Source organism: Paenibacillus pectinilyticus (assembly GCF_001700435.1).
GTDB classification, from domain to species: domain Bacteria; phylum Bacillota; class Bacilli; order Paenibacillales; family NBRC-103111; genus Paenibacillus_E; species Paenibacillus_E pectinilyticus.
In genome coordinates, this window is the sequence record NZ_LYPC01000014.1 from 1 (window position 1) to 15,268 (window position 15,268).

Consider the following 15,268-nt stretch of genomic DNA (forward strand, 5'->3'; position numbering starts at 1 on the left):
ATGGACTGACACCTCTTAGTCATAGTTAAGATTATTATTACTGCTACACTAAGAGACGTCCACTATTAATTCTAAGAGCAGGTTTCCATCTATCATGCTAATGCGAGCGTGCGAGCGTGCGGTGCGGTGCGCTGCGCTATTAAGCAGCGCAGGTATCAGGTGGAAGCTACAAGGTCAGCAGCTTGAAATACCAAAAAAAACTGGCCCCAAGCAGATAAATCTGCGCAGGGCCAGTCGAATCACTTCATGTTAAACCGTTTCTACTTGTTTCCTTTGACGTTTAGCTTTTCTAGCATGCAAGAGTTCATAAACAGTTGGCACCATGATCAAGGTGAAGAGGGTTGCGGAAGTTAATCCGCCGATAACCACAACAGCCAAGCCTTTGGAGACGATACTGCCTTCTTCCGCTTTGGAGATAACCAGCGGTACCATCGCACAGATGGTAGCTACGGCTGTCATCAGAATCGGACGCATCCGTGTAGCTGCGGCTTCAAGCAAGGATTCACGAATCGTCATGCGTTCTTCATTTTGTTTCACACGGTCGATCAATACGATCGCATTCGTGACGACGATACCGATTAACATCAAGAATCCGAAGATGGATGTTACGTCGAATGAAGTTCCTGTAATCATCATACCGACAATGGCACCAACAGCTGCGAACGGCAGGGATACCATACTAGCGATCGGAGCGCGGAATGATTTGAACGTGATCACCATGATCAGTAATACGATACCGATGGAGATACCCATTGTCATGAACAAGTCAGCGAAATCACTGGATTGTTCAGCAGATGCACCGCCAACGATTAATTTAACGCCCTCAGGAAGCTTCACATCTTTCGTTTTCGTTGTGATTTCTGTGTTGATTTTGGATAGTTTTGTGGAGTCAACGAGTGCTGTCACACGTAAGAATTGTTGGCCATTCTTGTGCAGAATCGTATTGGACTCATTGGTTTTTTCGATTTTGGCAACCGATGTTAAGGCTGCTGGACCTGTAGCTGTCATGATTTGAATATTGGAAAGATCAGAAACGGTCGTTGGATTAATTAAAGCATCTAATACAACGGGGATTTCTTTGTCTTCCAGCTTCATCGAACCAATTGGAGTTGGGTTCATCAAGGAGCGGATCGTGTTGGCAATATCCTGCGGTTTTGCAGCAGAAGGGTCAACGGTAATCGCAAAGCCTGGCTTCGTGACATTTTGATTACTTGTAACCTTCTCTACACCTTCGATGCCTTTGATGGATGCAATGATATCAGCAGCAGCTTGATCAAGGCTCTTCGCGGAATCGCCCGTTAAGTCTACGGTAATTGCGGAACCTGTGCCGCCATCAAAGCCACCGCCCCCAGCTTGTAAATCAGCATCCGGATATTTCGATTTTTGGCTAAGAATTTGATCGATAAAATGTTGCGTGTCAACATCCTTCTTCATGAAAATTTGGAAGTTGGCAATGGTCGGTGGAGCTACGCTGCCCCATTTGGCATTGTCTTCGGTATTCCCTTGTTGAAGAATGATATGGTTCGGTTCACTTTGTTCTAGCATGAATTTCTCTAATTCAATGGCTTTTTCACGAATCGTTGCGATCGGTGTTTCAGGCGGGTAAGAGAGTGACACGGAAATCTGACTTGCCGTGGAACCAGCAACCGCACCTTTTGGCATAACAAAGTATAGGGCAATGGATCCGCCAAATAGGATTAGTGAAACCAATATGGAGATGAACTTATGATTCAAGTTCCAAGCCAAGAAATGTTTCAGTTTCTTCGACTCTTTATGCTCCTTTAATTTGGTGTTGCGAAGTAACCAAGCACTCATGACAGGCACAACGGTTAGAGCAACAAGCAAGGAAGAAAGCAGAGAGTACGTTACAGTTAAAGCGAAAGGAAGTAGGAAAGCTTGTAACGACCCTTTCAACAAACCAAGCGGCAAGAATACAGCAACCGTTGTAAGGGTAGAAGCTGTAATGGCTCTGGCTACCTCGCGCGTTGCTTCGATAATTAAATCCTTGGAGAACTCAGATTTCTGTGTGCGGCGGAAAATATTTTCGATAACAACGATACTATCATCGACTAGTCGACCAACGGCAACGGCGACACCGCCTAGTGTTAGAATGTTCAACGTTACACCTGATCGTGAAAGCAGGAATAGCGTTAAACCAAGTGATAGTGGAATGGAAACAATGGTAATAAAGGTAGAACGAACATTTCTTAGGAAAAGAAGAATAACGATAGTCGCAAATAGTGCGCCTAACAACACTTCTCTCATCATGCTGTTAACCGAAGTTACGACGGATTCGGAAGTGGAGAAAATCACTTCAGCTGTTGCATTCGGGTATTGTTTATTGATTTCAGCTGAAATTTTGTCGACTTCTTTGGCGATATCAACCGCATTGGACGTCGTATCTTTTGTGACGACTAAGGTAAGAGAATCCTTGCCGTTGATACGTGTTAATGTATCTTTATTTGCAGCTACTTCAACGGTAGCGACATCTTTCAATTTGACACCTGGTGCAACAGATAAATTGCTTAATGTATCCAGATTGTCTAGGTTCCCAACGACTTTAATCGCACTTGTTTTGCCATCAATCGGTCTTTCGCCAACGCTGACGGTCACATTCTGGCCTTGCAGAACGCCCATCAGTACTTGAGCTGGCAGCCCGGCCTTAGCTAATTTATCTTTATCTGGGTGAATAATCACTTGAGAAACGGAAGTTCCGCCAAGTGCAACGCTAGCTAGACCTTTAATTTGTTGGAATTCAGGTAAGATTTTCTCTTCTGTTAATTCAATGTTTTGTTTCGTGATCCCATCTTTGAAGTTAAGGGATACCCATGATAAAGGAATCATCGATGTGTTCAAACGAATAACGAAAGGCTTTGACATGCCTGCAGGTAGAACAATTGAGGACAAGGCCTCTTGTACACTTGCCTGGGCATCCTTCATTTTGATATCCGAATCGAACGTCATGTCAATTTTCATGAAACCGTCAGACGAGGTTGAGAAAACTTCTTTTTTACCAGGGACACTGGAGACTGCCTTCTCTATAGGTGTAGTTGCACTATCTAGCATTGATTTGGCATCGTAACCTTGCCCAACAACCGTTACGCTGATCTGTGGGAAATCTGCACTAGGTAGAAACTCCATGGGTAGTTTGAAATAACTGCCGATTCCTGTTCCTAATATTAATATTACTAAAAAAATTACCGCGGCTTTATTACTAAAAGCCCATCTTGTAAACCATGTCACGCGTCTCGCTCCCTTTCAACTATCTCTATATTTACTTGTAACCTTGCTAAAGTATAGCAAGAATTAGGTAATTATGTATATGGCTTGGGTCGGGTTTCATCTCGGTCTAGAGTCTGAGTTTATGAAAATGAAGGGTCACAGCACAGTTCGTTCTATGTGTTTAGGTACAAATTATTTTAAATAGATAAACTTTCATGTTTTGGATAAAAGGTAGAGAGTGAGGAAATGCTACCCCTATCGTCCATCGTGTGACGAAGATACTGAAGACGACGGGAAGTGACGCAACGCATGTTACAAGGCAAAAAGAGGTTCATCTGGATAGCCCTCATTTGTGTGGTCTTGTTTAGTGCTTCCACAACGACTGTATTCGCATATGGCAAGGGAGCCAAAGGACCTGATGTCTATGCGGTACAAGGGATGCTGAAGTCTCTAGGTTACTATTCAGGACCGATAACAGGGTATTATGGTAATCAAACTCAAGCAGGGGTCAAAGCATTTCAAAGCCGCTACGGTTTGCCGGCAACAGGAAATGTAGATGATCAGACTTTACAGTCGATTCTGTGGGCTTATGGCAATTTGAAGATTCCTAAAAAGGTAACCCCTACGCCAACACCGGCACCGGAACCAACGCCAACGCCATATACACCGAGCCCAACACCGGTTCCACAGGTTCCTTCAACGTCGGGCTTAACGGTAGAAGAGCAACAAATGCTGGATCTGGTAAATAAAGAACGGGCAGCTGCCGGGCTTTCACCGCTTACGGCGGATCCCGCTCTCGTCAAAACAGCACGAATCAAAAGCCAAGACATGGTGGACAACAACTATTTCTCACACGATTCACCAACCTATGGCTCACCGTTCGACATGATGGAGAAATTCGGCATTACTTACAATGCAGCGGGTGAAAATATCGCGTGTAATCAGAATGTCCAAGCGGCGCATGAAGCGCTGATGAACTCTCCAGGCCATAAAGCCAATATTCTGAGTAAAGATTATACACATATCGGGATTGGCATCGTGAATGGCGGTCCATGCGGTAAAATGTTTACACAGCAATTCATTGGGAAATAGCGGGTAATAAAGTGCGTATAAAGTGAAAAAAGGACCTCGTGGATGCTCATTCATCCATGAAGTCCTTTTTGATTTACGTCGCAGAAACTGGCTTGATCGCTTCGGTCCATTCGGTGAATTTCTGAAGCGCAGCACCTTGTTCAATCGCGTGACGGGCCATATAAATGCCCTCTTCGATAGAGCCTGCCTTCTGAGAAACCCATAAGCGTACAGCACTATTAAGCAAGACCATGTTCAGGTAGGGAAGTGCGGCATCGCCGCGAAGAACAGACAGTGCCGTTTCTGCTTGGAGTTCAGCGGTCCATTCCACCTCTGGGACTTCAACCATCAGTTCATAAATTTCTGGATCGACAATGAATAATTCGCTGGCCCCGTCTTGAATGAGATACGTACGCGTCCGTTTGTCGACGCCAAGGTCTTCCGAGCCTTCCATTCCTTGCACAACAATGCCGCGAGAAACGCCTAATTCGATTAATAAGTTCGTGATTTTCTCGAAAACGGTTCCGTGAAACACGCCGACAGCCATATAAGGGGCTTCTGTGAAACGCAATAGCTTCTCAGCGGTGTTGAAAACAGTACGCAGACCGAGTTCTTTACGAAGTTCGCGCAGCTCACCGATCGGTGGACACCAGCTTTCCGTAGGTGTAAAAAGGAAGCCAGTGCGCGCCGCTGCGGAGATTAACGCTTCTCGTGAAGCGTCCAGGGCTTGAACGCCCAGCGCGGCGAGAACATCGGACAACGTGATGCCCCATTTGGGCGGCATACTTGGGCTGCCGTGCAGCGTTGTTGGTAAACCGCAGGCTGCAAGGACGAATGCCGTCGGCAGGGTTGCGATGAAGGTGCGCGTGCGACCATCATAGGGTCCTGCGCAGTCGATGCTGCCAGCCATGGGATAGGTCGTAATCCGCTGGCGCAAAGCTTCAATGAACGCTTTGATCTCATCCGGGGATTCCATTTTGATCCGTTCTGCTACGAGGAAAGCGCCCATTTGGGCTTGGGTAGCTTTTCCAGTAAGAATGAGTTCGGCTGCTTGAGTTGCTTCTTCATACGTAAGATCTCTAGCGCCGCGTTTACCGCGGCCAACTTCTTTAAGTAAGGATATCATCGTTTACGGCCCCCTTTGTTCTGATCTTGAAGTATCTGATATACCTTGACGATGGAGGTAGCGACGTCTACCATGCGTTTACGTTCATTCATCGCTTGTTTACGGAGGAAATCGTAAGCTTCCGCTTCCGAGATGCCTTTGATTTCACATAAAATTCGCTTGGCCTGATCGACCCATTTGCGCTCTTCGAGCTTGGATAGCAATTGTTCGCGTTCTTGCTGCCATTCGGTACGTTGAAAATAATGGTTTACCCCCAGGATCAACGCACAGTGAATTTCCAATGAGCTCATGTGAGGGCCGATTAAGCCATCAATACCGGCATCTAGCTTGCATGCATTGGAAGGAAACGTATGCGTATCACACCACCAGAACATCGGAAGACTCCTTTGTGCCAGCACCCGTGAACGCCACCCCCCAACTTGATCAGGGCCTACGGATAATAATACAGCATCGACCTTGGGGATGATAAAGGAAATTTCTTTCATATCCGAAGTAACGAAAGTACGAAATCCCATGTTCTGTAGAATGTCATCAGGTAAAGAATGCTTTCCTTGTATGCTTTCCGTTCGTACAACTGGTGACGGCTCAGAGGAGGCAGCTGAGCGAGTAAGCATAAAATCGTCGATCAGTATGAATGATTGTAACATGGGAATACCTCCATCTTGAATAGCTTTTATCTGATGATAAGTTCATGTTAGGTTTAGACGTTAACTGGAATGATTATACGGCAATACTATAGCATATGACCTGAAAATTTGTCGATATGCTAATTCATCACAAGGAATAATATTTTTGTGTTATGTTTATTGACATGCGAGAAAGTGCATCGTATAATCAAGTTAGCAATCGGCACAATGATGTGTCGTCTAACGAAGGCAATGGCGCCTATCCTCCTTACAATTACGTAGAGGGATAGGCTTTTTATGTTCTATTGAATGAAAGAAATACGTGTAAGGACTAATTTCATCTATCATGCTGCTCACGAGGACGTGGCAGCAGTGGCAATGAGGCCGATAAGCATCCCGAGTAAATGGGGATAGTTTGTCGGGCTTTTTTGTCAACGTGCAGTCAAACAAGGTAGGATAGGTAATAAAGAAGGCGAAAAGCCTCACAAAAGGAGAGGGAATGCATGGTAGATCGGAAAAGTTTTCTGCAAGTGGGGCACAAAGGGTCGTTGTTCAGTTCATTCTTATATTTTGACATGAGCTTCATGGTATGGGTGCTGCTAGGGCCGCTAGCGGTCATCATCTCCAATGAATTTCACCTGAACGCTGCGGAGAAAGCGAATTTAGTGGCCCTGCCTACGCTTGGGGGCGCTGTGCTTAGACTTGTACTTGGCGTACTGACAGATAAAATAGGGCCGAAGAGGACCGGCCAAATTGGTCTTACCTTAACGTTAATCCCATTACTATGGGGTTGGCTGTTTGCAAATACGATGAACGAGATGTATTTCGTAGCTTTAATGTTAGGTATCGCTGGAGCGAGCTTTGCAGCAGCCTTACCCTTGGCAAGCAGCTGGTACCCGCCGCAATATCAAGGCTTAGCGATGGGGATTGCCGGTGCTGGAAACAGCGGAACCATCTTCGCAACTCTTTTCGCGAATCGAATCGCGCAGCATTATGGCAACTGGCACATCGTATTTGGGATTGCACTTATTCCAATTTTAATAACGCTGCTGCTTTTCAGCATTTTAGCAAAAGACAGTCCAAATAAGCCGGCACCGAAGACGTTGGCGGAATACGGCAAAGTACTGAAGCAACGGGATGCATGGCTGTTCTGTATTTTCTATAGTGTAACTTTCGGTGGTTTCGTAGGGATGTCCACGTACCTCACGATTTTTTTCAACACACAGTATGGGCTTTCTCCGGTTCGTGCGGCTGATTTTACAACCCTATGCGTGATCGGTGGCAGCTTCTTCCGTCCGGTTGGCGGTTGGCTCGCAGATCGTATCGGCGGTATTCGGATGTTAATGGTGCTTTATGGTGTGGTGGGTATGATGATGGCGGGGATTTCGACGCTTCCAGCACTTTCGTTGACAACCGTGATGCTTTTCATTGCGATGATGGCTTTCGGGATGGGGAACGGTTCGGTTTTCCAATTGGTACCGCAACGATTTCGGGCTGAAATTGGTGTGATGACGGGGATTGTAGGTGCAGCTGGCGGATTAGGCGGCTATTTCTTACCGAAAATTCTAGGTAATGTGAAGCTCTCGACAGGCTCATTCACTCCAGGGTTTCTTATTTTAAGCGGAATCGCATTCGCATGTATCATTATTATAGCGATTGTGCAAGGGCAATGGAAACGTACCTGGATTGGTGAAGGCGGCAAAGTGAAAGTGCAGGCTTCAACGATAGATTCGGTTCAGGCATAGCTGAAAATAAGCATATCGACATCTAGTTCATGAATGGGAAGGATGATCACAATGACAGTCACGAAAGAGAAGTTAGTTCTGGTCGGAAACGGGATGGCGGGCGTAAACGCCGTTGAACATTTACTCAAGCTAGCGCCAGATAAATATGAGGTAACGATATTTGGCAGTGAACCACATCCGAATTACAACAGAATCTTGCTGTCGTATGTGCTCTCTGGCGAATCCCAAATGGCGGATATCGTGATTCATCCTTATGAATGGTATGCGAATAATCACATTACGTTATATACGAATCAAACGGTCACAAGCATCGACACGGCGGGGCAAACCGTTACTAGTGATAAGGGACTAACCGTTTCTTATGATAAATTAATTTTGGCAACGGGCTCTAACCCCTTCATGATTCCTCTGCCTGGGGTGGACAAAGAAGGCGTCATGGCCTACAGAACGATCCGTGATTGCGAGAATATGATGGCGGCGGCTAAAAAGTATAAAAAAGCCATCGTCATCGGCGGCGGCTTGCTAGGCTTAGAAGCGGCGCGTGGCTTCCTGAATCTCGGTATGCAAGTCGATGTGGTTCATATCGTGGATACGATTATGGATCGTCAACTCGACCGAACAGCTTCCAAAATGCTGCAAGCAGCGCTGGAAGAGCAAGGCATTAACTTCTTGCTGGAGAAGCAATCTGCGGAAATCTTGGGCGGCAAGCGTGTAACAGGCTTGAAGTTCAAAGATGGAACGGTTGCAGAGGCGGATCTGATTGTAATGGCAGTGGGGATTAGACCGAATGTTGCGATTGCCAAAGAAGCTGGTATTGCATGCGATCCGGGCATTATCGTGAATGATTATTTGCAAACGAGCGTGTCGAATGTGTATGCCGTTGGTGAGTGTGCGATGCATAGAGGCGTCGCCTATGGTCTGGTAGCACCGCTCTATGAACAGGGCGCGGTACTCGCGAAGCATTTGGCCGGGGTGGATACGGGGCCGTATGAAGGCTCTATTTTGTACACGAAGCTCAAAGTATCTGGGGTTGATGTATTCTCTGGCGGGAAATTCGTAGATGCTGAAGGCACTAAGGCCATTCGCATCCACGATGAATTCACGGGTGTCTACAAGAAGGTCGTGATTCAAGACAACAAGATTATCGGTGCAGTACTATTCGGCGATACGGCTGACGGCACGAGATTGATGCAGATGATTCGCGAAGAAACGGACATTAGCGGCATGGGGAAAACGGCGATTTTGACTGATACTTCAGGCGGTGGTGGGGCTGCTTCCACTGTAGCTGACATGAAGGATGACGCGATTATATGCGGCTGTAACGGAGTAACAAAGGGGACGATTTGCTCCGCGATTAAAGATCAAGGCTTAACGACTGTGGATGAAGTGAAAAACTGTACGACGGCATCCCGTTCATGTGGTGGTTGCAAGCCGTTAGTCAGTGATTTGCTAGCCTTCACTTTGGGGGCTTCGTACGATAAACATGCTGCCAAAGAATCGATCTGTGGCTGCACATCACATACGCGTGATGAGATCGTTGCTGCGATCCGGGAAAAAGGATTATCCCATGTACGTGAAGTGATGAACGTTCTGGCATGGAAAAATGAAGAGGGCTGCTCCAAATGTCGCCCAGCACTGAACTATTATTTGGGCATGATCAGCCCTGAAACGTATAAAGATGACAGCACTTCGCGTTTTGTGAACGAGCGTATGCACGCCAACATTCAGAAGGACGGTACGTACTCCGTTGTTCCACGGATTTATGGCGGAGTGACGAATCCAACCGAACTCAAGCGCATTGCTGAGGTGGCGGAACAATTTAATGTACCTACTGTGAAATTTACCGGTGGTCAACGACTTGATTTGCTTGGTGTGAAAAAAGAGGACCTCACCGCAATGTGGGAAGCGCTGGATATGCCGTCTGGGTATGCTTACGGGAAAGCCTTGCGTACGGTGAAAACCTGTGTTGGCGATACGTTCTGCCGCTTCGGCACTGGGGATGCCATGGGGGTTGGTATTGAGCTTGAAAAGCGCTTCGAACGCTTGAATACTCCAGCCAAAGTGAAGCTAGCTGTATCGGGTTGCCCACGAAATTGTGCGGAATCTGGTATTAAAGATTTAGGTATTGTATCTGTTGATGGTGGCTGGGAGCTGTATGCTGGCGGGAATGGCGGCGTGAAAGTGCGTGTTGGCGACCTGATGAGCACTGTGAAAACAGAGCAAGAGATCATCGAATACACGGAAGCTTACTTGCAATATTACCGTGAGACAGGAAAATATGGCGAGCGCACAAGCGAGTGGGTGCACCGCCTAGGCATCGATCATATCCGAGACGTTGTAGAGAATGCGGAGGAGCGTAAGCGATTGTGTGCTCGTATGGATTTGGCGCTTTCCGTGATGCAGGATCCTTGGAAGCAAGCGATTGAGAGTAAGAAAATCCAACGTGATCTTTACGAAGTCGTCGAATTATAGTACATGAGGGTATGAACGGGGAGGATCAAAGACGATGAAAACACAAGCTGAGCAGCAGTTGATATGGGTGCAAGCCGTACTATATGAAGATTTAGCTTTTAATACGGGGAAAACGATTCGTTACCAAGGGGAAGAAGTGGCCCTCTTCAAGCTGAAAAGCGGCAAGCTGCAAGCCCTGCAGAATCGTTGCCCGCACAAAGAAGGTGTCCTTGCTGAAGGTATTGTTTGTGATGACCATGTTTTTTGCCCGATGCATGATCGCAAAATTCATTTGCCTTCCGGGCTTGTGCAGGCACCAGATACGGGATGTGTGCGTACGTACGTGACGAAAGTGGATGACGGAACGGTGTACATTGGCTTTCCCACAACGAAAGAAATGGCGAGTTAACATTTTGCTATTAATATGAGCGGAATTAACGGGGGTGGGGTGCGTGAAAGCAGCACTAATCACATTATCGGATGAACAACCCTCCTCCCATTGTTGCTTTTGCAGTATGCAGTGTGGCTTGGAGATACTGCCGAGTGAGAAAACAGAGGGGCTTACGATTAAGCCGAGTGCACATTTTCCCGTAGCGACAGGTCGTTTATGTCAAAAAGGGTTAAATGCCTTGGAGCATGTCATACACTCGGAACGCATATTGGAGCCGCAATATCGAGTGAAGGCCCTGGAGGGGCAATGGCAGTCTGTTTCATGGACACATGCGTATGCTGATATTGCGGAGAAAATTAAATCGTTGCAGGCGGAACATGGACGTGATGCGATTGGCGTGTATGGTGGTGGCTCTTTAACGAATGAAGTAAGTTACTTACTTGGGAAGTTTACACGTGTGGCACTTCGTTCGAAATATATCGACTATAATGGCCGTTATTGTATGTCTTCGGCAGCGGCAGCGAGCAATCAAGCTTTTGGGATCGATCGCGGGATGACCATGCCCTTATCGGAAATTCCTAATGCGAAATATATCATTCTAGCAGGTACGAATATCGCTGAGTGTCAGCCTACGATGATGCCCTATCTATTAGAAGCGAAGAAACAAGGCGCCGTAATCGTCACGATCGATCCCCGCAATACCATGACCTCCAAGACAGCTGATATTCACGTTCGCTTACAGCCTGGCTTCGATTCCGTATTCATTAATGGACTCCTTCATGTGATGATCGAGGAACAGCTAGTGGATCAAAGATTCATTGAAGCGCGAACGGTTGGTTTCGAGAAGGTGAAAGAAGCGGTGAAATCCTTTACGCCGGAGCGGGTTGAGCTGTTAACGGGTGTTCTTGAAGCGGTCGTTCGTACCATTGCAAGAGGCTTCGCGAAGGCAGAGACGGGGATCGTGCTCACAGCTCGGGGGTTGGAACAGCAGGTGAATGGGGTCGAGAATACACTCAACTACATTAATTTATCCTTGCTCACGGGTAAAATAGGGCGTAAGGGCTGCGGATACGGGGCTGTAACCGGGCAAGCCAACGGTCAAGGCGGGCGGGAGCATGGTCAAAAAGCCGACCAGCTACCTGGCTATCGCCTGATCGAGGACCCCGCAGCGCGAGAGCATGTCGCGAAAGTATGGGGCATCGATGCCAGCGAGCTGCCTGGAAAAGGCGTCTCCGCCTATGAGCTGCTGCAGAAGATCGATGAAGGCGAGATCAAAGGCTTAATCGTACTAGGCTCCAATCCGCTCGTTTCCAGCCCGAACAACCGGATGGTGGAGCGGGCACTGCAAAAGCTAGAGCTGCTCGTCGTGGTGGATATGTTCGAGACAGAAACGGCGCGCTATGCGCACTATATATTGCCGGCATCTTCGTTCGCTGAAGCGGAAGGGACCATGACCAACCTCGAAGGCCGTGTGTTTCATCGGCGGAAAGCCCTAGAGCTTCCGGGGAATTGCAAGCTTGATTTCCACATCCTATGTGAGCTGGCAGCTGCACTAGGGCGGGGCGCCTATTTTCAATATGCGGGTATTGAAGATGTGTTTCACGAGCTGACAGCGGCATCCGCAGGTGGTAAGGCTGATTATAGTGGGATCACCTACGAGCGGTTGCAAGCGGAGAAGGGGATTTTCTGGCCGTGCCCTGCTGACGATCATCCAGGAACACCGCAATTGTTCCAAGATCGGTTCCATCATGCCGATGGCAAAGCTAAGCTTTTCGGCATCCAGCCGAAGATGCCGGCGGAGCCCATTGATGCCGAGTATCCCTTCGTGCTAACCACAGGCCGATTGGCTAATCATTACTTGAGCGGTGCGCAGACGCGCCGAACCGAAGCGCTGAATAAAAAGGCACCCGTTCCGGTTGCCGAGATTCACCCTTCTTTGGCCAAGCGTATTGGCCTGAGTGTGGAACAGAAGATCCGGATAACAAGTCGCCGGGGATCGCTCGAATTTCAAGTCAAGGTCACCGAGGGCATTCAGCCACGTACCGTGTTCGTGCCGTTTCATTGGGGCGACGAGCATTCGATTAACGTGTTGACGAATGATGCCTTGGACCCGACGAGCCGGATGCCGGAGTTTAAGATTTGTGCGGTGAGGGTTGAGCGAGTGGAGTAGATGGACTGAAATAGATGAAAGAAACCGAATAAACCCGAGGGGGAACAACCCAGTTGGTAGGTCCAACTGGGTTGTTTGGTGTTTGGTTGTCATCTGCGACTCCTAATTTGAAATCATTGGATATATCCATTGAATTCTTCTAAATAGGAGCCGATTCATGAATTTGATTGGACAAATCCATTCAAATCTCAAATGTATGCGCTATGATCTATGATTTCGAGCTATCTGAATGGATAAATCCAATGAATTTAAAAATTGCTGCCTATTTTGAGTGGATCCACTGTATTTATCCAATAGAAATGAGGTATAGCGAAGCTAACATCAACAGTGGTAAACTAATTGTAAATATTATACAACAGTCATTGGAGTGAGATAACTTGGAAGAAGTAACCATCCTTAAGAGATTTGCTCAATTCTTTTCAATAGGGAGTAGGATCACGAAAGTAATATTACTCTGTTGTTTGTTTCTAAGCTTTTCATTACATACTAGTCATTTTGCAAAGGCAGCAGACAAATTAATTGAAGATCCTAACTTAGAGATCGCTATTAGAGATGTATTACAAAAGTATAGTGGGGATATTACAATTGACGATTTGGAGAAGCTGGACACGCTATATCAAACGAGGAAAGAAAATATCGTTAACAGCTTAAAAGGACTGGAATATGCAAAAAACTTATACAGTCTTTATTTTTCTAATAACAATATAAGTGATGTCTCCCCGATAGCTAATCTTCCTAAGTTAACAAAGTTAAGTTTAGGGGGCAACAAGCTAAAAGACATTAGTAAGTTAGGATCATTACCTAGTTTGACGAATCTGGGTTTAAATCACAATCAAATTGAAGAGATAAGTGTGTTATCCAATTTTCCGAATTTAGAAATCTTAAGCATTAACCATAATCAAATAAAAAATATTAATAACTTGAATAATTTGACCAAACTAACTTTTTTGAATATTGAAGAGAATCAAATCACCGATATTTCAGCTATTCATGACTTGAAAAAATTAAATTTATTTATGGCAAATAGTAATCAAATTCGTGATCTTACGCCATTTATCAATTTGCAGATCCTTTCTATACAAATCAATAATAATAAAATAGAAGACTTAGCACCTTTAGCGGCAATGAAAGACCTAGGTAATTTAAGAATTGCAGGGAACCAAATTAAAGATATTAGTCCACTAGCAAATTTGAATAAACTTACTCTTCTGGAATTGGCCAACAATCAGATTGAAGATATAACGCCACTTAAAAATTTGAAAAACATTGCTGGATTGTACATAAGTAAAAATCGCATTCAAGACATTTCTCCACTAAAAGGAACTAATTTTAGAACGGTTGATTTGAGAGAGAATCACATTCAAGATATTACACCACTTGTTCAAATGAGCAGCCTTCAGCACATATTGCTCTCAAAAAATAATATAGATGATATCCAGCCACTAGAATATACGCAGTACTTAAGTGAAGTCGATATTTCAGCTAATCCATTGAATCAAGAATCTAATTCGTTGATTGAAAAAATACAGCGACAAGGAACGATTGTTAAAAGCGGTGATCTGTATTATAAAAACTGCTCATTTGATTGCATCTACGTTTGGTTAAATGGTCAAGAAAAACAAGTCGAGAATAGAATATTCGAACAAGATGGTCGTATGCTAATCTCATTACGTGAAATTTTTGAATTACTCGGTGCAACCGTAACTTGGGATCCAGAAACCTACCATATTACAGCTGAAAAAGGGACTAATAAGGTTACGATCCAAATTGGATCGAAAGAATCACAAATCAATGATATTCCCACTGCGATGGATGTGGCACCTACACTTGTTGGGGATGTTACCTATGTACCCATCCGATTTGTTAGTGAGGCGATTGGTGCAGTTGTAGACTGGGATGCAATGAGTCAAAGAATCTTAATTAAAAGTAAATAGCAGCTTATTTACACGAGGACTGGTAATATTCAGTCCTTTTTATTGTAAACACAGCTATCAATGAGCCCCAGACAAACATAAAAGCCCCCGTTTCCCTCCGTGGGAGGGTGGGTGGCTTGCATGGATCCCTTTGCTGACGGAATCAGATCTTTAATTCCCCAAGCTTAATCAGTTCTACAACCGCTTGTGAACGACCCTTTACGTTCAGCTTTTGCATGACGTTCGATATATGATTCCTCACAGTCTTTTCACTTATGAAAAGCTGCTGTGCGATATCCTTCGTCGTTTTGTCCTGCACTAAGAGTTCGAATACTTCGCGTTCGCGGTTCGTAAGTAAAAATTTGTTTTTGTGGTCGCTGCCCATGGATGTGTGTCACCCCTCCTTGCTCGGGTATTGGGAATTACAAGGTTAAGGGATACAGTCAAAATTAGTTTATGAAGGGCTGTTGTCAATGGTGCGGTAATAAAGAAAAATAGGCGGAATGTATTTTTGAGTTTCAAGGCGAGGCGTGGTAAGCTGAAATGAGGTGTA

10 protein-coding genes are annotated in these 15,268 nt (G+C 45.7%); 6 read left to right on the top strand and 4 right to left on the bottom strand.

From position 1 onward, the window contains the following. Positions 1 to 249: 249 nt before the first annotated feature. Entirely contained in the window at positions 250 to 3,243 is a 2,994-nt protein-coding gene (locus tag A8709_RS07655; RefSeq protein WP_065851679.1) for an efflux RND transporter permease subunit, read from the bottom strand. Positions 3,244 to 3,531: 288 nt separating this feature from the next. On the opposite strand from A8709_RS07655, the gene A8709_RS07660 reads away from it, so the two are divergent. Continuing rightward, positions 3,532 to 4,314 (top strand): peptidoglycan-binding protein, encoded by a 783-nt coding sequence (locus tag A8709_RS07660; protein ID WP_065851682.1) that lies wholly within the window; start codon positions 3,532 to 3,534, stop codon positions 4,312 to 4,314. 73 nt (positions 4,315 to 4,387) lie between these two features. Here A8709_RS07660 and A8709_RS07665 read toward each other — a convergent pair whose 3' ends face one another. Together A8709_RS07665 and A8709_RS07670 are read right to left on the bottom strand one after the other, a co-directional pair. Further along, complete coding sequence (locus A8709_RS07665) at positions 4,388 to 5,419, bottom strand: anthranilate phosphoribosyltransferase (RefSeq protein ID WP_065851684.1); 1,032 nt, start codon at positions 5,417 to 5,419, stop codon at positions 4,388 to 4,390. Beyond that, positions 5,416 to 6,066: an ANTAR domain-containing response regulator gene (locus tag A8709_RS07670; protein WP_084224741.1), complete on the bottom strand. Its 651-nt coding sequence runs from the start codon at positions 6,064 to 6,066 to the stop codon at positions 5,416 to 5,418. The genes A8709_RS07665 and A8709_RS07670 overlap by 4 nt, the downstream gene beginning before the upstream one ends. A 482-nt stretch (positions 6,067 to 6,548) precedes the next feature. On the opposite strand from A8709_RS07670, the gene A8709_RS07675 reads away from it, so the two are divergent. From A8709_RS07675 to A8709_RS07700, 5 genes are all read left to right on the top strand, one after another. Next, a complete protein-coding gene (locus tag A8709_RS07675) occupies positions 6,549 to 7,790 on the top strand; it encodes a nitrate/nitrite transporter (RefSeq protein WP_065851685.1) in 1,242 nt (413 codons plus the stop codon). A 51-nt stretch (positions 7,791 to 7,841) separates the two neighbouring features. Then, positions 7,842 to 10,262 (top strand): nitrite reductase large subunit NirB, encoded by a 2,421-nt coding sequence (gene nirB, locus A8709_RS07680; RefSeq protein WP_065851687.1) that lies wholly within the window; start codon positions 7,842 to 7,844, stop codon positions 10,260 to 10,262. A gap of 34 nt (positions 10,263 to 10,296) precedes the next feature. Then, a complete protein-coding gene (gene nirD, locus A8709_RS07685; protein WP_065851690.1) occupies positions 10,297 to 10,650 on the top strand; it encodes a nitrite reductase small subunit NirD in 354 nt (117 codons plus the stop codon). A gap of 43 nt (positions 10,651 to 10,693) precedes the next feature. Further along, on the top strand, positions 10,694 to 12,802 hold the full coding sequence (locus tag A8709_RS07690; RefSeq protein WP_244163131.1) for a molybdopterin oxidoreductase family protein: 2,109 nt from the start codon (positions 10,694 to 10,696) through the stop codon (positions 12,800 to 12,802). 377 nt (positions 12,803 to 13,179) lie between these two features. Beyond that, positions 13,180 to 14,736: a leucine-rich repeat domain-containing protein gene (locus tag A8709_RS07700; RefSeq protein WP_084224742.1), complete on the top strand. Its 1,557-nt coding sequence runs from the start codon at positions 13,180 to 13,182 to the stop codon at positions 14,734 to 14,736. Positions 14,737 to 14,878: 142 nt separating this feature from the next. Here the strand turns inward: A8709_RS07700 and A8709_RS07705 are convergent, their stop codons facing one another. Then, positions 14,879 to 15,100, bottom strand: a complete 222-nt coding sequence (locus tag A8709_RS07705) for a helix-turn-helix domain-containing protein (protein WP_028556998.1) — start codon at positions 15,098 to 15,100, stop codon at positions 14,879 to 14,881. Positions 15,101 to 15,268 lie beyond the last annotated feature (168 nt).

What these genes read in the sequence shown, in the direction of transcription:
- A8709_RS07660 (WP_065851682.1), top strand. Translation starts at nt 3,532, where the DNA reads ATGTTACAAGGCAAAAAGAGGTTCATCTGGATAGCCCTCATTTGTGTG.
- A8709_RS07665 (WP_065851684.1), bottom strand. Translation starts at nt 5,419, where the DNA reads ATGATATCCTTACTTAAAGAAGTTGGCCGCGGTAAACGCGGCGCTAGA.
- A8709_RS07670 (WP_084224741.1), bottom strand. Translation starts at nt 6,066, where the DNA reads ATGTTACAATCATTCATACTGATCGACGATTTTATGCTTACTCGCTCA.
- A8709_RS07675 (WP_065851685.1), top strand. Translation starts at nt 6,549, where the DNA reads ATGGTAGATCGGAAAAGTTTTCTGCAAGTGGGGCACAAAGGGTCGTTG.
- nirB (WP_065851687.1), top strand. Translation starts at nt 7,842, where the DNA reads ATGACAGTCACGAAAGAGAAGTTAGTTCTGGTCGGAAACGGGATGGCG.
- nirD (WP_065851690.1), top strand. Translation starts at nt 10,297, where the DNA reads ATGAAAACACAAGCTGAGCAGCAGTTGATATGGGTGCAAGCCGTACTA.
- A8709_RS07705 (WP_028556998.1), bottom strand. Translation starts at nt 15,100, where the DNA reads ATGGGCAGCGACCACAAAAACAAATTTTTACTTACGAACCGCGAACGC.